The 19436-nt window shown below is 43.6% G+C and carries 20 protein-coding genes and 1 pseudogene; 10 read left to right on the top strand and 11 right to left on the bottom strand.

All coding sequences use genetic code 11. The annotated features are described in order from the left end of the window. Positions 1-3: 3 nt before the first annotated feature. Entirely contained in the window at positions 4-1458 is a 1455-nt protein-coding gene (locus tag Q0R37_RS02440; RefSeq protein ID WP_294750705.1) for a polysaccharide biosynthesis C-terminal domain-containing protein, read from the bottom strand. A gap of 232 nt (positions 1459-1690) precedes the next feature. On the opposite strand from Q0R37_RS02440, the gene Q0R37_RS02435 reads away from it, so the two are divergent. From Q0R37_RS02435 to Q0R37_RS02415, 5 genes are all read left to right on the top strand, one after another. Continuing rightward, positions 1691-2530 carry a VanW family protein gene (locus Q0R37_RS02435; protein WP_294750703.1) on the top strand — a complete coding sequence of 280 codons (840 nt, stop codon included), beginning with the start codon at positions 1691-1693 and terminating at the stop codon, positions 2528-2530. A 257-nt stretch (positions 2531-2787) separates the two neighbouring features. Then, positions 2788-3522, top strand: coding sequence for a hypothetical protein (locus Q0R37_RS02430; RefSeq protein WP_294750701.1), 735 nt, complete (start codon positions 2788-2790; stop codon positions 3520-3522). 5 nt (positions 3523-3527) lie between these two features. Continuing rightward, complete coding sequence (locus Q0R37_RS02425) at positions 3528-3788, top strand: PqqD family protein (RefSeq protein ID WP_294750699.1); 261 nt, start codon at positions 3528-3530, stop codon at positions 3786-3788. Further along, positions 3788-4213, top strand: coding sequence for a S24/S26 family peptidase (locus Q0R37_RS02420; protein WP_294750697.1), 426 nt, complete (start codon positions 3788-3790; stop codon positions 4211-4213). The genes Q0R37_RS02425 and Q0R37_RS02420 overlap by 1 nt, the downstream gene beginning before the upstream one ends. Continuing rightward, a complete protein-coding gene (locus Q0R37_RS02415; RefSeq protein ID WP_294750694.1) occupies positions 4210-5925 on the top strand; it encodes an ABC transporter ATP-binding protein in 1716 nt (571 codons plus the stop codon). Before Q0R37_RS02420 ends, Q0R37_RS02415 begins: the two co-directional genes overlap by 4 nt. Before the next feature lie 174 nt (positions 5926-6099). Here the strand turns inward: Q0R37_RS02415 and Q0R37_RS02410 are convergent, their stop codons facing one another. Beyond that, positions 6100-8049 carry a BspA family leucine-rich repeat surface protein gene (locus Q0R37_RS02410; protein ID WP_294750692.1) on the bottom strand — a complete coding sequence of 650 codons (1950 nt, stop codon included), beginning with the start codon at positions 8047-8049 and terminating at the stop codon, positions 6100-6102. A gap of 399 nt (positions 8050-8448) precedes the next feature. Here Q0R37_RS02410 and Q0R37_RS02405 point away from each other — a divergent pair, with 399 nt between their 5' ends. Then, positions 8449-9129 (top strand): hypothetical protein, encoded by a 681-nt coding sequence (locus Q0R37_RS02405; RefSeq protein ID WP_294750690.1) that lies wholly within the window; start codon positions 8449-8451, stop codon positions 9127-9129. 39 nt (positions 9130-9168) lie between these two features. Here the strand turns inward: Q0R37_RS02405 and metK are convergent, their stop codons facing one another. The 7 genes from metK to Q0R37_RS02370 all read right to left on the bottom strand — a co-directional run bounded on the left by metK (position 9169) and on the right by Q0R37_RS02370 (position 14844). Continuing rightward, positions 9169-10359 (bottom strand): methionine adenosyltransferase, encoded by a 1191-nt coding sequence (gene metK / locus Q0R37_RS02400; protein WP_294750688.1) that lies wholly within the window; start codon positions 10357-10359, stop codon positions 9169-9171. 257 nt (positions 10360-10616) lie between these two features. Beyond that, the gene (locus Q0R37_RS02395) at positions 10617-10826 is read right to left on the bottom strand and encodes a hypothetical protein (protein ID WP_294750687.1); all 210 of its coding nucleotides are present in this window, start codon (positions 10824-10826) and stop codon (positions 10617-10619) included. Beyond that, positions 10813-11262 (bottom strand): hypothetical protein, encoded by a 450-nt coding sequence (locus tag Q0R37_RS02390; RefSeq protein ID WP_294750686.1) that lies wholly within the window; start codon positions 11260-11262, stop codon positions 10813-10815. Before Q0R37_RS02390 ends, Q0R37_RS02395 begins: the two co-directional genes overlap by 14 nt. Positions 11263-11270: 8 nt before the next feature. Further along, positions 11271-12029, bottom strand: coding sequence for a class II glutamine amidotransferase (locus Q0R37_RS02385; protein WP_294750683.1), 759 nt, complete (start codon positions 12027-12029; stop codon positions 11271-11273). A gap of 21 nt (positions 12030-12050) precedes the next feature. Beyond that, entirely contained in the window at positions 12051-13196 is a 1146-nt protein-coding gene (locus tag Q0R37_RS02380; RefSeq protein WP_294750681.1) for a glutathione synthase, read from the bottom strand. A gap of 9 nt (positions 13197-13205) precedes the next feature. Beyond that, on the bottom strand, positions 13206-14588 hold the full coding sequence (locus tag Q0R37_RS02375) for a glutamylcysteine synthetase (protein WP_294750680.1): 1383 nt from the start codon (positions 14586-14588) through the stop codon (positions 13206-13208). A 10-nt stretch (positions 14589-14598) separates the two neighbouring features. Then, positions 14599-14844: a hypothetical protein gene (locus Q0R37_RS02370; protein ID WP_294750678.1), complete on the bottom strand. Its 246-nt coding sequence runs from the start codon at positions 14842-14844 to the stop codon at positions 14599-14601. Between the two features lie 302 nt (positions 14845-15146). Between Q0R37_RS02370 and Q0R37_RS02365 the strand changes: the two genes are divergently transcribed. Continuing rightward, entirely contained in the window at positions 15147-15902 is a 756-nt protein-coding gene (locus tag Q0R37_RS02365; RefSeq protein WP_294750676.1) for a tRNA threonylcarbamoyladenosine dehydratase, read from the top strand. Here Q0R37_RS02365 and moeB read toward each other — a convergent pair. Beyond that, complete coding sequence (moeB, locus tag Q0R37_RS02360) at positions 15889-16701, bottom strand: molybdopterin-synthase adenylyltransferase MoeB (protein WP_294750674.1); 813 nt, start codon at positions 16699-16701, stop codon at positions 15889-15891. The two genes, Q0R37_RS02365 and moeB, sit on opposite strands and share 14 nt — an antisense overlap. A 25-nt stretch (positions 16702-16726) precedes the next feature. Here moeB and Q0R37_RS02355 point away from each other — a divergent pair, with 25 nt between their 5' ends. Then, on the top strand, positions 16727-17029 hold the full coding sequence (locus Q0R37_RS02355; protein ID WP_294750672.1) for a rhodanese-like domain-containing protein: 303 nt from the start codon (positions 16727-16729) through the stop codon (positions 17027-17029). A 365-nt stretch (positions 17030-17394) separates the two neighbouring features. Continuing rightward, entirely contained in the window at positions 17395-18315 is a 921-nt protein-coding gene (locus Q0R37_RS02350; protein ID WP_294750670.1) for a LysR family transcriptional regulator, read from the top strand. Between the two features lie 42 nt (positions 18316-18357). On the opposite strand, the gene Q0R37_RS02345 is transcribed toward Q0R37_RS02350, so the two are convergent. Continuing rightward, positions 18358-18810, bottom strand: a complete 453-nt coding sequence (locus Q0R37_RS02345; protein WP_294750668.1) for a GNAT family N-acetyltransferase — start codon at positions 18808-18810, stop codon at positions 18358-18360. 213 nt (positions 18811-19023) lie between these two features. Between Q0R37_RS02345 and Q0R37_RS02340 the strand changes: the two are divergent. Then, positions 19024-19436 (top strand): annotated as a pseudogene (locus tag Q0R37_RS02340) (nitrogenase); the annotation flags it as partial.

Here is a 19436-nt window from a genome sequence, read left to right as displayed (position 1 = left end):
AGATCATCTTGTGATCTCAGAGCTGTTGTTATCCCTGCCGAGCAGCTTCCTGACTGTATCAAATACAGCTCTTTTATTGATGAAAGCGATAACGGCAGCAATGGGGAGCTCGTAAATGTACCACTTATCAAGTTCAAATATGATCGGTACGCTCATAAGCAGGAGAAGAAGCGTATTCACAGCAGTTTTTGCAGCTGAAAAATGAAAGGGAACATAGCGCCTTGCATCGGCCATTCTTATGCAGTAGCAGATAAAGTAACTCAGAAAGGTCGCAAGGGCTGCTCCCTGTATGCCGAATACGGGGATAAGTCCGAGATTAAGTAAGATATTCGCCGCAGCAACAGCGAATATCGTATAAAAAGCGTTTTTGGTATGTTTTGTGGCTGTGTAGATGCCTGCAAGGAACAGGTTCAGACAGGTGAATACCGCAGCCGCAATAAGCAGCGGAGTATAGCTGTATGCTATCCTGTACTCGGGATATCTGCTGTAGTTTATGAGCAAAGCGGAAACAGGCTTGATAAGCAGAATAAGACACGCTGAGCTTATAAAAAGCAGAGATTCATAGGCGGAATAGACATTTTCGTAGAATATGTTCCTGTCGGCAGAATTGTTTTCCGTTATAGCAGACATATTCCACGCCTGTATGAAGATAGTCGAGAGCATGGATATAAGATTAGGTATCTTTGTAGCAGCAACGTAGATGCCTGCCGCTTTTTCACCGAGTATGAACTTGTCACTGTGCATATTTCCAATGAATATCTGATCGGAAAAGCCTGTAAAGGTCCACATTACCGCTGTGGGAACAAGAGGCAGGGTGAAACGGAGCATAGTTCGTCCGAAGGAAGGATCAAAGCTTTTTATATCCGCAAATCTGCGGAGCTTTGCCGCTGTAAAAAGAAACAATGCCGAACAGATATCGGAAAGTATCATCGAGATCATGAAGCCCTTTATCCCCATTCCGAGCTCTGATATGAAGATGATATTGAATACAAAAAGGGATATAGTCGCAAGGATACCGTCTATGGAAAAAAGCCTGACCATATTCCTTGCCCTTACGAACTGTGAACACAGCGCCCTCAGCGCTGAAGCGGATATGTAGATGTACAGCAGGATAGTATAGCTTCTTATGGGCTTGAGTATGGGGATAAGGTGCAGAAACGGAGTTACGGGCAGCAATAAGACAAGTCCGCCCAATGTCAGTATACCTGCAGTGGTGAATATCTGTTTTTTGTCATATTCGTTGTCCAGTCCGTATCGCACAACAGCTTCCGTCAGTGAAAAAGTGAACACAGGAAGCAGAAAAAGCACAAGTGTTTCAAGGAGATTTTTTGTATAAAGATCTGACGGGCTAAGGTGCTTTGTGTAAAGATTATTAAGCAAAAGGGAGAATATTTTTGCGCCAAAGCTGCCAAGTGAAAAGATGAGCGTGTTGACTGCGAGTTTTTTGTATTTGTTCATATTTTTCCTCCAAACGAGATGCTAAAACATTATATCATATTTTTACAGTTTTGTCATCAGAAAAACAAAATATTTAGGCGCTGGAGGGCTGTTCAAAATCTTATTAACTGTTGATAGCAGCGACAAAATATGCTATAATAAACCTATAAAGGATTTTATTATTCACTTGCAGATATAAAGAGAAGTTATCTGCAAAATGACGATTTATAATTGATTTGAGGGTGTAACTACAATGAAGCGAAAACTGTTCTGTGAGATATCGCCGCTTACATATGCTATCTCGGAGAAAAGATGTATCCTGATGAGGTCTCTGAAAAATCTTTGCAGCATAAAGCATCTTGCAAAGACGAAGCAGAAGGAAAGACTGCCGTATGTGATATACAGGCATAATTCACTTATAAGGCGCAGACTGGGCAATGTTGACATGAGATTGCAGGAAAACAAAGCTGTTAATCTTTCAATCGCTGCGCCGAAGATAAACAAGATACTCATACGTCCGGGTGAGACCTTCTCATTCTGGCATCTCGTGGGAAATACCACGGAAAAGAAGGGCTATAAGGAAGGACTTACCATATTTGCCGACCACACAGAACCCGGAATAGGCGGCGGAATGTGTCAGATGACAAATCTTATCCATTGGATGGTACTTCATTCCGACCTTAAAATAACAGAACATCATCACCATGACGGACTTGATCTTTTCCCTGATTTTCAGAGAAAGATACCCTTCGGCACAGGCACTTCCATAATGTATAATTATCTGGATTACCGCTTCAAGAATACGACAAACAGGACTTATCAGCTCGTTATATATACAACTCCCGAGTATCTCTGCGGAGAGCTCAGAGCGGACATGCCTCAGAGGTACAAGTATCATATAAGCGCTGAAAATGTGTTCTTTTCCCGCGAAAACGGAGTTGTTTACCGAAACGGCGAGGTGTATCGTGACAAGGTAGACAAGGTCACAGGAAAACATCTTGAAAAGAAGCTGATACGTCTTAATCATGCAAAGGTGCTTTATGATACGACCGACCTTGAAATAAGGGAGAACGACGAAGCAGCAGCTGAATAAGCACAAATGCCGCAGGCAATGCCTGCGGCTCGTTCTATATTACAGTGTGATCTTTATAGTCAGGCGTTCGTCTTTAAGTACTGCCTTTATGGTCCCGCTCATGCCGTATTATAACATTTAACAGGTAAAAATGCAAGAAAAGAGTTGTTTTAATTTTTTACTCGGATAATAAATATACCACTATTATTCTGCGGCTGTTGCATTTTTCGTAATTATGTGTTATAATGTTAATATCATTTTAACTTATGGGGGGAAAAATGTTTACACGTAATTATAAAATAGCGGATAAGGTCATTGAAGTGACCTCTATGTATGAAAAGGTCCACAGCTATTGCTGCGATTATGAGACTGATGAAGCTGCCGATTTTTCTGTGATCATATCGCAGGAAGATATTGATTTTGAGACTCAGCGCGAGATAAGATGTGCGGAACGTGAGGGAAGGGAACCGCTCGCTTCCTCTGACGACTACCGTGAGGAACTGGCAGTTTACCGCAAAATCGCAGAAAAGATGCCTGATTATGATACGATACTGTTCCACGGCTCTGTTATAGCGGTTGACGGTCAGGGATTTCTCTTCACCGCAAAGTCGGGAACGGGAAAATCCACACATACAAGGCTCTGGCGCGAGTATCTCGGAGAGAAGGCTGTCATGGTAAATGACGATAAGCCGCTTCTAAAGATCACGGACAGCGGAGTTGTCGCATACGGAACGCCTTACAACGGAAAGCACCGCCTCGGCTGCAATATGTCGGTCCCGCTGAAGGCTGTCTGCATACTTACACGCGGTGAGAAAAACAGTATAGTCAGGATCGACAAATCCGAGGCTTATGCAATGCTCCTTCAGCAGGTATATCGCCCGCTCAGGACGCTGCAAATGGCGAAAACTCTCAGGCTTATAGATGAATTGTCGGAAAAGACCGAGCTGTACAGGCTTGCCTGCAATATGGATATTGATGCGGCAGAAGTCGCATATAACGGTATGAAAGGTTGATTATTATGAAATTGAATAGGGCTTTTATCACACACGATGACGGAGATCAGAAGCTCCTCGTTTCAACGGGAGCAAGCAAGTTTTCGGGACTTGTCCGCAGCAACGAGACAGCAGGCTTCATTATAGGCTGCCTCGAAAAGGATACTACAGAGGCTGAGATCGTTGAAAAGATGCAGAAGAAGTATGACGGACCGAAAGATGCTATGGAGCGTGATGTAAAGAAAGTCATCGAACAGCTCAGAAAAATCGGTGCGATAGACGACTGATGGGTAAGGTACAGCTTGAACAGCTTGAACAGCACGGCAGTTATCTGAGTGTACCGAGTGGTATAAGTATGCGCCCTATGATACGAGGCGGACGCGATGCAGTGCTGATAAAGAAGCTGACTAAAAGACCTAAAAGATATGACCTTGTAATGTACGTAAGACCGAATATGCAGGGTGTTATTCATCGTGTAGTACGTTTTGAGAACGGCAAGTATATAATTATTGGCGATAACTGCTGGCAGTACGAGTATGTCGATCCCAAACAGATCAAGGGAATAGTAACCGAGTTCTGTCACAAAGGGAAATGGCATTCTGTTGATGAAAAGCTATACTTGTTCTACGTGCATCTGTGGGTAGATTTTGTGTCCGTAAAACGTCCCTTGTTTTATGTCCGCGATAAGCTTAAAAGTCTGATAAAGCGATGAAGAATAACGCTGTAAAATGGCTTTATGCCGTAACAGGCAGGAAAAAATGGAATATACTGTGGCTTATGATGGCCAATGCGCTACACGGCGCAAGTGGAGTGCTTTATGCGCTTTTGCTCCGAAATATCGTTGATAATGCCGTTGACGGCAATAAGAATGGTTTCATTTTCTATGTTGTCATGATAGTGCTTCTTGTGCTTGCACAGGTGGCAATGAGGGCAATTATCCGCTGGCTTGAGGAGAAATCCCGTTCATCACTGGAGAACCTTTTCAAGCAGAGGCTCCTCGGCAATATCCTTACAAAGGATTTCGGAACAGTCAGCGCAGTCCATTCGGGAGAATGGCTCAACAGACTTACCAGCGACACTGTTGTGGTGGCTCAGAACAGCGTGGAAATACTTCCGGGACTTGTTGGAATGATAGTTAAAATGGTCAGTGCAATGGCCATGATGATAGTTCTTGATTACCGTTTTGCTCTTGTACTTCTGCCCGTGGGCATCGTACTTTTTTTTGCCACTTACGGTTTCAGAAAGGTACTGAAAAAGCTGCATAAAAATATTCAGGAACGGGACGGAAAGCTCAGGGTTTACTTACAGGAGCGCCTCGGAAGTCTGATGATGATACGCTCGTTTGCGGCTGAAAAACAGACAGAGGATGAAGCTGCCGTTAAAATGAACGACCATAAGAATATGCGTATGAAGCGCGTGAGATTTTCAAATTTCTGCAACATAGGCTTCCAGACCGGAATGCAGGGAATGTACGTCGGCGGAGTTATCTACTGCGGCTACGGCATCCTCACGGGTGCTATAAGCTACGGAACTCTTACCGCTATCACTCAGCTCATTTCGCAGATTCAGTCGCCATTTGCAAATATTACGGCATATCTGCCAAAGTTTTATGCTATGACGGCAAGTGCGGAGCGCCTTATGGAGATAGAGGAGTTTGAAAACGATTCCGATGTCAGACCTATGGATATTGAGGAGACACTTGATTTTTACCGCAGCGATTTTTCGGCTATGGGACTTGAAAATGCTGAATTTGCATATTATCCCTCGGGTGAAAGCGTTAGAAAGCTGAATAAGGATTCAATGCCTGTTGTACTGAAAAACATCAGTGTTGAAATAAAAAAAGGTCAGTACGTTGCCTTCACAGGGCACAGCGGCTGCGGAAAAAGTACTGTATTGAAGCTGCTAATGTGTATTTACAAGCTTGACGGCGGCAGACGCTACATAACCGATAAGAGTGGAAATACCAATGAGCTTTCCGCAAAGTTCCACAGGCTTTTCGCTTATGTTCCGCAGGGAAACCAGCTCATGAGCGGTACTATCCGCGAGGTCGTAAGCTTTGCGGACAGAAGCGGGCTCCATGATGATGAGCGTATAAATGATGCTCTGAAAATAGCCTGTGCTGACGGGTTTGTCAGCGAGCTCGACAATGGTGCGGATACACTTCTCGGCGAGCGCGGAACAGGTCTTTCCGAGGGACAGATGCAGCGTATCGCAATTGCAAGGGCTGTTTACTCCAAGTGTCCTATACTGCTCCTTGATGAAGCTACCAGCGCCCTCGATGAAGTAACAGAGCGGAAGGTACTTGAAAATCTGAAAAATATGACCGATAAAACCGTAGTGATAGTTACACACAGACCTGCAGCGCTGGATATCTGCGACAGGATATTGAAGTTCACGGAAAACGGTGTTACCGATAAGAAATAATTATTAACGAGCTCCCCGTAAAGGATCAATGATTCCTTACGGGGAGCTTTTAGTTTTACTTTTGGCGAAAGAAAAACGGAGCGGCTTATCAAAGCTGCTCCGAAAAACGTATTTTTGCACAGCTTCTGCGTTTACAGGAAACTGTAAAAAAGTGTGCCTGATCTGTTATCGGGATCACTTGAAGGGCTTATATTTGTCAAATATATCCTTTACCTTGTTTGCAACATCCTTAACAGTATTTTCTACGATAGCAGGATCAGCTGTAAAGTATCCGGGAACAAATCTGCCGCCGTCGATATGTGCATATTCGACGCCTGTATTGTATGGGTCATATACTGTTCCCTTGGCGCCTGTGAGCTTATAGCAGTCTTTGAATATATCAGTTCCGCCGATCGTTCTGTCGACCTTCAATGTTATCCATTTGCTGCCGACATATATTGTCTTGAGGTTATAACAGTCTGCAAACATTGCGCCCATATATTCAACATTAGTTGTATCAAATCTGCTCAGGTCAAGTATTTCAAGGCTCTGGCAGCCTTCAAACATCTGGCTCATATCAAATACATTGGCTGTGTTAAAGCTGCTCAGATCAACATATGAAAGGGAATCACAGTCTGAGAACATACCGCTCATAATGAAAACATTGCTTGTATTAAAGTTGCTGAGATCAAGCTCTTTAAGATTCTTACAATCTGAGAACATATAATCCATATAGCTTACATAGCTTGTATCAAAACTTGTGATATCAAGCGCCTCAAAGCTGCAGCCTCTGAACATCATGCCCATATCCCATACACTGCTTGTATCAAAAGTGCTGAGATCAAGTGATGAAAGGCTTGAACAGTATTCAAACATACCGCACATATTGTTAACGGATGATGTATTGAAACCGCTGAGATCAATAGCTTCAAGCTTTTCGCACTCTGCGAACATAAAGCCCATATCCTTGACATTGCTTGTATCAATGCCGGTCAGGTCAACAGATACAAGATTGCTACAGAATTCAAACATACTTCTCATGTCGAAAATAGTTGATGAAGCAGCATTTTTCAGATCAGCCGTTTCAAGATTTACCATGTCAAAGAATAATGAACTGCTGTTTAAAGGAAGGATGGTTCCTTCATCAGCTGTAATATGGAGAACATCTTCCTTAGCAACTCCCTCCGGAAGGATCATTCCTCCATAAACACCGCCGTTCTTTACATATCCCTTAAGGTGGAGGGTACTTGTCTTTTTGTCAAAATAGCTGAGATCCTTCTTATCGCCAACAGCCGAAAGATATCCCGGAGCTTCTTCTCCTCCGTCGATACGTGCATACTCTGAATCAGTAAAGTTCGGGTCGAAAGCTGTTCCCTTGCCGCCGCTGAGATAAGTGCAGTCATAGAACATATCCTGATCATTGTACTGTTCGCGGTCAACATTTTCTACAGACCACTTGTCGCTTACATAGATCGTTTCAAGATTACAGCTGCCGCCGAACATATTAGTCATTACCGTAACATTTGAAGTATCAAAGCCGGTGAGATCAAGAGTGCTGAAAAAGCTGTAAGCAAACATACTTGCCATATTGGTTACTTTGCTTGTATCAAAGCTGCTGAGATCAATATTGGGAACGTAAGAGGAGAAGAACATTTCCGACATATCGGTAACATTGCTTGTATCAAAGCCGCTAAGATCTATCTCCTGTGCACTGAGACCGCGGAACATCATTGACATATTTGTAACATTTGATGTGTCGGCGTTTTTAAGGTCTAATGAGAAAACGTACGGTAATCCAATGAATAAGCTGCTGCTGTCCTGGGGGAACACTGTTCCTTCGTCAGCTACAACAGCCTGTACTTCCCAACGATCTACTCCCTCAGGGATAACAAGACCTGAACCGTCTTCACTGTTTCTTATGCAGCCTTTGAGATGGATAGTCTGAGTTTCTGCGTCATAATATGACTCGTCCTCGCCTTCTTTAGCGGCATCGGCTGAATCGGTATCCGCTGTGACCGCAGCTTCGCTTATTTCTGCTGCCTGTGCAAAAATTTTGTTTGTGTTTGACCATGAAGTTGCTGAATTTACTGCCAAGATCGCTAATGCAAGCGTAAATGCAGCAGTTTTTTTCCATTTGTTTTTCATAAATGGAGCCTCCTTGCTAATTATTTTGGTTTTATTTGTTGTGCAACTGTTCCAGTGTGCGTAAATATTATACCACGTTTTGGCAAAAAATGATATAATTTCACGCAGAATTTACAATATATTCATATTTAAAATTCAGTATAACTTTTCCGTATCTATGTCCTTTTGTACACAATATCCTGATATTTTATGTTGAAATTGCGGTTTACAAAATGTATATGCATGAATGGTTTCACCGATTTGGAATTATTATGTAAAATTTTTATTAACGTTCTTGAATTTTTGTGTGATGTGTGATGTGTGGTATGATAAATATGTAAGACCGAGGGTAAAAAGTATGAGACTGCTCTCAACTGCTCGCTGCCCACAGCGTATCAGGAGTTCAAAAACACCCGTGATATGTACGGCTACGATGTGAAATGGGAGGACAGCAGAAAATACATCACATACATCTGTCCGAATGGACGTAAGTGCCGTGACAACAAGCTTCACGAAGCCACATACAGGAAGGAGAATATGGAGTATGAATTCGAAATACGAAGAAATGAAAGCCGCCTCCAAGCAGAACTTGCAGGAGGCTTCGGACACACCGACAATGGTGTACGTCTCCGACAGCAACTGGCAGGCTACAATAGCACAGCTGAAATTGCTGACAGAAATGCTGTTGGAGGTCGAAGCTCAGACAGATCAGACTATGACTGCCGAGCAGATGAAACAGCACCTGCGAAATCAGAAAGTGATATTCGATCAGGTGTTGGAGAAGTCGGAGGAGATACAGAAGCAAACGTCACAGAACGTGACGGCAGAGGTATCGAACCTGCAACAATCAGCGAAGGACTTGTCATCACAGGCTGGGAAGCTGAACGAGCAGACCTTATCGCAGCTGAGATGCTCAGACGAGCAGAACAGGAAGAAAAACTTCAGACTGCTCACAGCTGTAGCAGTAATAGAGCTCCTGCACCTGATATTATCGGTGGCATTGCTGCTGTGGCTTCGATAATCGAGGACGAGCCTGCCGACGGTATCGAGTACGCTCGGGAACACGTTGAGCGAAATGGTAATGTAACGTTGTTGGAGTAATTACTATCTGGTAAATATAAAATCAATCGGTAGGAGCTTTTATTTCGCTTTAACAGTGGCAATGAGTGCCTTTTTCAATGCTGACACTTTATTTGTTCTCTCCCATGAGAAGTCAGTATCAGGTCTGCCGAAGTGACCGTAAGCAGCTGTTGCGGCAAATACAGGTTTTCTAAGCTCAAGTTCCCTGATGATTCCTCTTGGCGTAAAATCAAACACTTCTGAAACTGCCGCCTGTATTTCTTCATCAGGAAGTACACCTGTTCCGAAAGTATTTACGTAAATTGAAACTGGAGCAGCAACTCCGATAGCGTATGCAAGCTGTATCTCGGCGCGGTCTGCAAGACCAGCAGCAACGATATTCTTTGCAGCCCATCTTGCAGCATAAGCAGCGCTCCTGTCGACCTTTGTGGAGTCCTTTCCGCTGAATGCACCGCCGCCGTGATGTGCAGCTCCGCCGTATGTGTCAACGATTATTTTTCTTCCTGTGAGACCGCTGTCGCCGACAGGTCCGCCGATAACAAATCTTCCTGTGGGATTGACGAGTATCCTTACTTCATCGTTAAGCCATTCCTCAGGAATTATCGGCTTTATAACGTTTTCGATAAGGTCATTGCGGAGCTGTTCCTGTGTTACATTTTCATCGTGCTGAGTTGAAATAAGTACGGTGTCAATACCCACAGCCTTGCCGTCCTCATAGATAACGGATACCTGAGTTTTTCCGTCGGGGCGAAGATATTTAAGTGTACCGTTCTTACGGACTTCCGTTAGTCTGTATGCAAGTTTGTGTGCAAGTGATATCGGCAGTGGGAGCAGCTCAGGAGTTTCATTAACTGCATATCCGAATATGATACCCTGATCGCCTGCACCAATTTCGTCGCCGTGTTCATCTCTTACTTCAAGAGCCGAATCTACGCCCTGCGCGATATCGGGAGACTGTCTGTCGAGAAGGTTGATTATCTCGGCGGTATGACCGTCAAAGCCAAGCTCAGCGTGGTTGTATCCGATATTATTGATAACATTGCGGACTACCTTTTCTGTATCTATCTCTGCAGAGGAGCCTATTTCTCCTGCGAGGATAACGGTGTTGTTTTTGATCACGGTCTCGGCTGCGACTCTTGCATTGGGATCCTTTTCAAGGTATGCGTCGAGGATGGTGTCTGAGATTTTGTCTGCCACCTTATCTGGATGGCCCTCTGTAACTGATTCTGATGTAAAAATATACTTGCTCATAATAAATTCTCCTTAAATTTGATTTTAGACATAAAAAAGGGAAATGCAGAACCTTGCATTTCCCTTGATCTTTATTTCTGCACACAAAGGCGCAGTCAGATAGCGAAAGTGCTGTTTCTCCGACAATTGACTATTCTATTGCTAAGCGAGAAACAACAGCAACATATCTTTTTCATCGTGAACAGCTCCTTTCCTTGTGATGTTATTAGTATACCGCATATCGCAGCATTTGTCCAATCCGAAATTGTTATTATCGGTTATAGTTCGGAATAATACCTGAGAAATTCTTCTGTACAGGCAGCTTTAGACATTGGTGCTGACTGCCACAAAAGCTCGCCATCACATTCAATACTGAGCACATAGCCGTCGCACTGGTTCCAGCCGTATAAAAGATAATCCCTGCCGTTATGAGAAAAGCTCAGTTCATCGTCTGCGACAAGGGCTTGTCTGAGTTCATTCGTGCTCATGATTCATCTCCGTATACTCTTTAAGTTTTTCTTTGAGATACTCATATCTCTCATATTTCTCAGCTTTTGAAAAATGTACTTCTCGAAACTGTTCGGGATTATCGGTATAATCAAGTATTTCATCGCCGAACTGCTCGCTTGTAAGGTCAAAAATCACATCACCAATAACGTTGTAACAGTGGTAATTTCCACCCGGACGGAGTATTCCTAAGACCTTTCCGCCGAAGATATCCTGCGCTAAAAAAGCGGTTATGGAGCACTGTCCGAGAGTTATATTATCCTTACTCCACTTGACGCGCAGACGTGGAGCGCAGGTGTACTCACACCATATCTCTGTTAATGCATCATATAGTTTCCGCGGAGTATCTATGCCCTTGAATTTGTTATTTATCGGCGGTACTAATGCAGTTTCCCAGCCGTAGAAATTATAGCTCATAATTCACCTCATATATACATTGCGTCCATAGCTGTGATGTATTCTAAAGTCGGTACAAAAGTACCCTTGTGGCGGTCGCCGCGATATACCTCATGTCCTTGCTTGTAGGCGATGACCTGTGCCATCGGAAACGGTATCCACACTCCGTCATCAAGGGGCTTTGTGGAGAATATCATACCGCTTTCAAGACGTTTGAAGCACAGGGTATTTTTCAGATTCTTGTGTACATAGAGCATATCACCGTCGTATATCATCAGATTCAGCTTATTTCGAGGAGCATTCTCAACTATGAAATGATTGACTATCTCAAAGCGTTCATGCTCCTTGGGAGCAACTCGTGAGATATGCTCGTTCATATGGTCGAGCAGCGAGAGGAAGAACCTCTCGGAGTCTGTATCACCTGCCTGAGCAGCAGCATATCGGTGATTATGCCTGCTGTTGAAGATAGTACCATTATGTATGAGAGTCCATTCTCTGCCTGAGATATCCCTGCCTGTGAAAGGGTGGCAGTTGTTTTCATTTATAGAACCTACGGTGGCAAATCTTATATGTGCGAGAAGGTTTTTCTGTGGGGCAAGACTATCTATCATATCGCCGAGAAAAGAGCTTTCAGCGGCGCAGACAGGCTCTTTCAGAATTATTCTGCTGCCGTTTTCGTACATCATTCCCCAGCCATGAGGATTGCTTCTGCTATGAGCAAAAAAGGTACGCAGATAGTCCGATATATCCGTATTTTTTTCAGAAGTGAAGCCGAGAAGCTCGCACATTTATGTCACCGCCTTTTCCGTTCATAATGCATAATTCAGAATCGTTTTACTTAAACAGGCATTGCTGGTTATTTTATTCTTTTCAAACGCAATTACTTCAAGTGCCTTTTCGTTATCAGAAAAATGCTTTTCCATTTCTTCAATAACCTCAAGTCCGCGCTCCAAAAGTTTTGTATCGGGTTCAAGCAGAGCCGCATTTTTATGATCGCGCACTGCCTTTTCCTGTAGCTCCGGAGTGAAGTCAAAATCAGGCTGCGAGAGCAGATAAAGAATAAGCAGATGAGAAAATTCAAGATCTCTGCCTTCTATACCGAGAGGTGCGGACGGGTTAAGGTCGAACATTCTCAGCTCGATATGGTCAACTCCGTTTGCCGCAAGATTTTCAAGGCTGTTCACGCCCTTTGGTTTAAGACGTATGGGCAGATAAAGCTCGCTTGCGGAGTACAGCGAACCCGTCACAATATGCTTCTTGATACTGCCTGTGAATGTCTTTAAGCTCCTGTGGTCGAGTATGGGCAGGAACTTGTTCCAGTAACCCCGTTTGCTGTTTCGCAGGGACGAATATTCACTCATAATTATACCGCTTTTTCCGTCCTTGTCAAGTGAAGCGTCATAGTAAGGACTTGCTGCGGTCAGCAATACCAGAAGCCAGCTGTGTATCATAAGCTGCTTGTAAAGCCTGAGATAAAGCTCGTCGCGGAATGTATGAAAGTCCTCATTATTTGTATTAAGTTCGCGGAGAAATTCCTCTGAAAATGAGAAATTGAAGTGTATTCCCGAAAAAAGCATAAGTTTTTTTCCGTATTTCTGTTCAAGGACTTCGCGGTAGGCACGCTTTGAGGAGTGGTCTCCTGTGAAGTCTGCAATTGGTATATCGTCCTCGCTGTCAAAGTGTGGAGGATTGCTGTACAGCCAGATGCTCTCACCGTTTTTAGTCAGCTCCTCACGGGCTCTTTTATCAAGCTCTGCAAGGGCTTCAACTGCTTCGTCAACGCTATGACAGACAGGAGTTACAAGCTCAATCTGATTCTCACAGAAATCCCTTGTGATATGCTCGTCATTGCCGAAAGGGTGAGGAGTCTGAGCAAGTCTGCCCTGACCGTCCACACGGAGAGTTTCACGCTCAATGCCGAATTTTCCGCTGTAGTAATATTTGCTTGTGGTCATATTTTCACCTCATATAGCAGCGTACTGCTCAATGTAGTTTATCATGGGGATGCCGTTATTTATTCCGTCAAGCATTGTTCTGGCAGGATTAGTATGTCGTTGTGCTCTTTCATACAGTGGAGCGAGCAGTATCTCCTCGCCGAGCTTGCGCTGTTTCAGTCCCTCTGATGAAAGGTCGAGTATGCGTATAAGCTGCTGTTCTATCCTGTTTTCGTCAACGAAATATGGCTTACTGCGCTTGGACAGCAGCTTCTGAAGCTCTAATGCATTGAAGCCGTGAGAATAGATCACGTTATCGTTTTCAAGCAGTTCCTTCAGCTCATACAGCTTTTCTTTCAGACCTGTGTGGAATGCCGCAACTGTCAGAGCCTCCGAAAGAGGCTGACAGCAGGAGCTTCTGTATTCGATAGTACCTCTGAACGTCAGATCCTCGAATTTGAATGTACGCAGGTATTCAAGGTCGGAAATTTGAGGCGTAAACCTTATCTTCTGATACTTTTCGCCGTCGAAGTATTCTCCCTCAACAGAGTCACGGGAGAAGAACTCATCTAAAGTCAAAGGTGTGAAATCAATGTATCTGCCGTCGCGCATGGTGCAGTAAATGGACTGCGTACCTATATAGTCAATAAGCTCGTCTATGCTCGACACCTTTTTGCCGAACATTCCGACATTATGGGAATTATAGCCCTGCATACTGTGCTCCCAGAGCATATTCCTCACACACAGGAATTCGGGATAATCGGAGAGATATGAATTTGCAAACAGCAGAGCCTTGTATGGTTCAAGCAGGCCGAAAACGTTGATAACGTCTGTAAGCTCCTCATATCTCACGTCAAGCTGTACCTGTGAGGCACTTGTAAAAGTTCCAAAATCAGGACGTTCATGGAAACGCATCGCCACTTCATTCTTATGCTGCGGGTAAGAGTGCAGGTAATGATAAAGCATACGGTAGCGCTCATTCTGGATAGGCTGATTGTGATTTATATCCGCATTGGGATTTACGCCCATACCCGTAAGAGTATAGCCGTGCTTTGCAAATTCAGTATTGAGAAAGCAGCAGTAGCGCTCAAATCTATCCTTTATTTCAAAAAGACCTACAGCCTTGCCGAGGGATAATTCAAGATTTGAATAACAGCAGTCAAAGGACAGTATATCACCTGTCTGCTCATGCTTCGCAGAGGTTATATTGCCGTCAGTGTCACTGCCTGAGGCGATGAAACCAAACTGCCTGATGAAGCTTTCGGCAGTCTTAATGGAAACAGCTTCGTCAACAGGCTGCCCGCAGAGGTTTACTACAGGCATTTCAATTTCCACGCCGATATAGTCAGGACGTTCTTTTGTAGTTGGTGCTATGTATTTATCGTATATTGCTTTTCTGATTGTTTCGTTCATTGCTATCACCTCACAGATCGGATATTATTACCTGTCTGACATTTTTTATCCTGCGAAGTCTGCGTGAAACAGTTTCATCTTCAGAAGCTGTTTCAAAGTGGATATCGGCAGTAAAATGTGAAACGAGGTTATTCTTTTCGTCTGTCAATACATTGGCTGTATGGGTTATAATGTTACCGTTAAGACGTCTGATGACGTTGGAAATCTCACCTACAAGCCCTATTCTGTCGAGGGAAATCACTTCTATCCTTTTCATATTATCACTCCTGTAAAAAAATAGTCTGCCTCCGCGGCAGACTGTCAGTTTACAGGCAGAAAAAGCCTATGATACAGTAAGCGCGGAGCTTGCTATTATACACATATTCATATTCATCTTACACATATATACCTGCATAACAAACACCTCCGCCAATTCATACTGATTTGCTATGTTAATATTATACTATAATACGCATACTTTGTCAATAGGTTTTCTGTGAATTGCTTATTGACATTTACTCTAAGCGGTTATATAATCATATTATAACTATAATAATACTATGGAAACAGGTGAGATAAATGCTGAATCAGTTTTCAAGAACACAGCTTCTGATAGGCAGCGAAGGAATTAACAGGCTTGCAAACGCAAGAGTAGCAGTGTTCGGTATCGGCGGTGTGGGGGGATATGTCTGCGAGGCTCTTGTGAGAAGCGGTGTATATAAATTCGACCTTATTGACGATGATAAGGTCTGTCTTACAAATCTTAACCGCCAGATAATCGCCACAAGAAAAACAGTGGGAAAGTATAAGGCAGAGGTTATGGCTGAACGAATGAGGGAGATAAATCCCGATGTTGATATCCGTATACATAAGTGCTTTTTCTTGCCAGAAAACGAAGATGAGTTCCAATTCGGAGAGTATGATTATATTGTTGATGCAGTCGATACCGTTACGGCAAAACTTGCTCTTGTTATGAAGGCACAGGAGCTTCATATCCCTATTATCAGCAGTATGGGCGCAGGCAACAAGCTTGATCCCACGGCGTTTCGTGTTGCTGATATTTATAAGACTAAGGTGTGTCCCCTTGCAAAGGTGATGCGAATAGAGTGCCGCAAACGAAAGGTCAAAAGACTCAAAGTAGTATATTCCGAGGAACAGCCGACACGTCCTATCGAGGATATGTCCATATCCTGCCGTACACATTGCATCTGTCCTCCCGGAGCAAAGCATAAGTGTACAGAGCGTCGTGACATTCCTGGCAGTACAGCATTTGTCCCTTCTGTTGTCGGACTTATTATTGCAGGAGAGGTCGTAAAGGACCTTACTGCGGTCTGAGAGAACAGGATACCTGTTCCTCATCTGCAAGTTCTGTTATAGCCGGAGTATCACCGCATACGGGACAGTGGTGATTTCTTTTCGGGAGTTTTACTTTTCGCCACTCCATTTTCAGCCCGTCGAATACGAGCATACTGCCTGTAAGCAGTTCTCCCTGACCTGTGATGTACTTCACGGCTTCAAGAGCCTGCATCGCCCCGATTATCCCTGCCATTGCACCTATTACACCTGCTTCACGGCAGCTTGGTACAGCGTCTTTCGGAGGCGGAGCTTCAAATACACAGCGATAGCATGGGGAAACATCGGGAACATAAGTCATAAGCTGTCCCTCAAAACGCAGTATACCAGCGTGACAGAAGGGCTTGTGACCAAGTACGCAGGCATCATTTATGAGAAATTTGGTAGGGAAGTTGTCCGCGCCGTCAATGATGAAGTCGTAATCCGCTATCATGGATGCGATGTTCTTACTGTTTACGTATTCGTGATATGTGATAACTTCAACATCGGGATTGAGAGACTTTATAGTTTCGGCGGCGGACTGAACTTTAGGCTTGCCTATATCACCGGTAGTGTGGATTATCTGCCTTTGCAGGTTTGAAAGTTCCACGCTGTCGCAGTCGGCAATACCTGTGGTTCCGACACCTGCGGCGGCAAGATACATTGCGGCAGGTGCGCCGAGACCTCCTGCACCTATGATGAGTACTTTTGCGGCAAGGAGTTTTTTCTGCCCTCTTACCCCAATTTCTTTTAAAGTTATATGCCTCGAATAACGTTCGAGCTGCTTATCTGTTAAAGCCATTTTTACCTCCTGAAAGGAATTTGATATGAAAAGAATAAATGCATCGGAAATATCCGCTCTTGATACAGGAAAAGTGCTTCTTCTTGATATACGAAGCAGAAAAGAATTTGAAAGCAATAGTATCAAGGGTTCGGTAAATGTGCCATTTGACGAGATCTCATCCGGACTTTCAAAGCTGCCGAAAGATAAGCCTGTTTACGTTCTGTGCAGAACTGGTGATCTCAGCGAAGAAGTTGCAGAGATACTGGAAGACCGCGGGTATGAAGTTTATAATATTGAGGGCGGTCATGCTGCATATATCGTAAGTCTGGTGAGTTCAAAACTGTAAAAACAATTCCTACTTATTTAATAAGTATACCATATACGCATTAGCTTTTCAAGGATATCGGATATAATATTTTTCTATAGTCGGCAATGGATTTTTTGCATTGGACAAGTTCATTTTACGGTGATATAATTAAACCATACCAAACGAAAGGAGCGGTTAAAAAATGAAAAAAACTATTTCCTATATGCTTGATATGCTCCGCTCCATCGTGAGAGGAACAGACCGAATGTGCAGCAAAAGCCGATGTTACATAAGAAAGCAATATTTAGCTGAAACATTAAGTGTATGACCTCCTAAAAATACATTAATGAATGACAAAACAGCTTCTTCTTCAATGAAGAGGCTGTTTTTTTACGAGGTGTTTTATGACTTTACAACAGATAAACTATCTAATTACAATAGCAGAATCACGTTCGATGAACAAGGCGGCTGAAAAGCTGTTCATCGCTCAGCCTACACTGACAGGCGCTGTCAGGGACGTTGAAAATGAACTGGGCATACAGATATTTCACCGAACCCACAAAGGTGTTACCACTACTGTTGAGGGGGAGACATTTCTTGCAAAAATAAAACGAGTCTATCAGCAGTATGAGGAAGTAATGGAGGAATACGGCGAGGAAATGAACTTCCGCAGACGTTTTGCGGTGTCAATGCAGCACTACTCCTTTGCGGTCAAGGCATTTATTGAAATGGCTAAGCATTACGACTCTAACCAGTTTGACCTTGCACTGAGAGAAACTGCGACTGCAAACGTGATAAAGGACGTAAGCTCGCTGAAAAGTGAGATAGGCATAATCTACACATGCGAGGCGAATCAGCGTGTGATAAACAGGCTTCTCCGTGAGAATGAACTGAATTTTATATCGCTGATAGAATGTCCCGCCAGTGTCTATCTTGCCCGTTCACACCCTCTCGCCAAAGAAAAAGAACTGACATTTGAGCAGCTTGATCCTTACCCCTGTCTTTCCTTTGAACAGGAAAATGATACGGAGATATATTTCGCCGAGGAGATACTCATTGAACACGCCTATCAGAAGACCGTCAAGGCGACTGACCGTGCAACAATGATGAATCTTATGGCAGGACTTAACGGCTACACGCTGTGTTCCAGTATCTATTCCGAAAAGCTCAGCGGAGACCAGTTCATTGTGATACCGTTCAAAAACGCGGACAGTGCCCAGAGTACGATGAATATCGGTTATATTACAAAGAAAAACAATGCGCTTAGCAGTATGGGAAAGCAGTTTATTGACGAAGTGAAACGTGAACTGAAAGTAAGAGAATAAGGAAAAAGCCTGAAAGCAGAATTACAGCTTTCAGGCTTTTCTTTATAATTTGTATTGCATGAAATTATTGTTCTTCGTAAATCCGAAATCAGTATATAGCAGAACTCCCATATCCGAAGCCGTTATCTGAACAGTTCCGCAGCCACACTCTTTGGCTTCATTTACAACTCTTGAAAGCAGCTCTTTGGCAATACCCTGTCGGCGGTAGTTTTTATCGGTGAACATACTTGAAAGAAGCCCTATCCTGCCGCTTGGACAGCCAAAATACGGCGGTTTTTCGACTATTGACATACCGCTTGTGCCGATAATTTTATCATTATCTACAGCCAGCCATGATAAAAATGTGCCGTCTGACATATGCCGAGTGTAGTAGTCCTTCAGTGCAGGCCTGAGGTCGATGTCTTCTTTTGCACCTTCCTCACGAAGCTGGTTTATACGCATTTCTATAAATGTAACAAGGTCTTTTTCTGTAAGTTTTCTGTAGATCAGTGCCATTGTGTTCACCTCCTTTGTACTGAGCCGATTATAATAATTATACTGTAAAAGAACACATCTGTCAACTATAACTGACGATATATTGAAGAATTTCCGTGTGTTAACCGTGGTTATCGGAATTTCTGAGAATAGAATCTCGGAAACAAGTATTGGACAAATCATACTTTGCCTATGTATAATATATGTATACCCCAAAACAAAGGAGAACTGATAATGGCTAAGAAAATAAATCTTGAAATGACCAGCGTTGAAAACCGTGAAATGCGTCTCGGTACGATCATCGCATGGGACGGTGCCGCTTCCGAACTTGTTGAAGAATCGGACTATGAAGGCAGAAAAGAAAAAAAGAAAGGCAATGATATTCACGCTCAGAAGCACGGAGGCTGTCCCGGAAACGGCAGTAAAGCCTGTCGTTTGTGCGAACTGAAAACTCCGCTCAATCAGCAGACCATGTGCGCCAATGCAATTGTGGAATGTCAGATAGGAAATCTTACTGACTGCATACTTATACAGCATTCACCGATAGGCTGTGCGGCTGACAATGCGTGGTTCAATCTTGCGTTCAAAATGGGACTTACCCGAAGACACAAGCCTGTACAGAATCTCAGGATATTCTGCACCAACCT

Source organism: uncultured Ruminococcus sp. (assembly GCF_946415235.1).
Taxonomy (GTDB): domain Bacteria; phylum Bacillota; class Clostridia; order Oscillospirales; family Ruminococcaceae; genus Ruminococcus.
The sequence above is the reverse complement of the archived record's forward strand: the minus strand, read 5'-3'. Positions and strand labels throughout refer to the sequence as shown.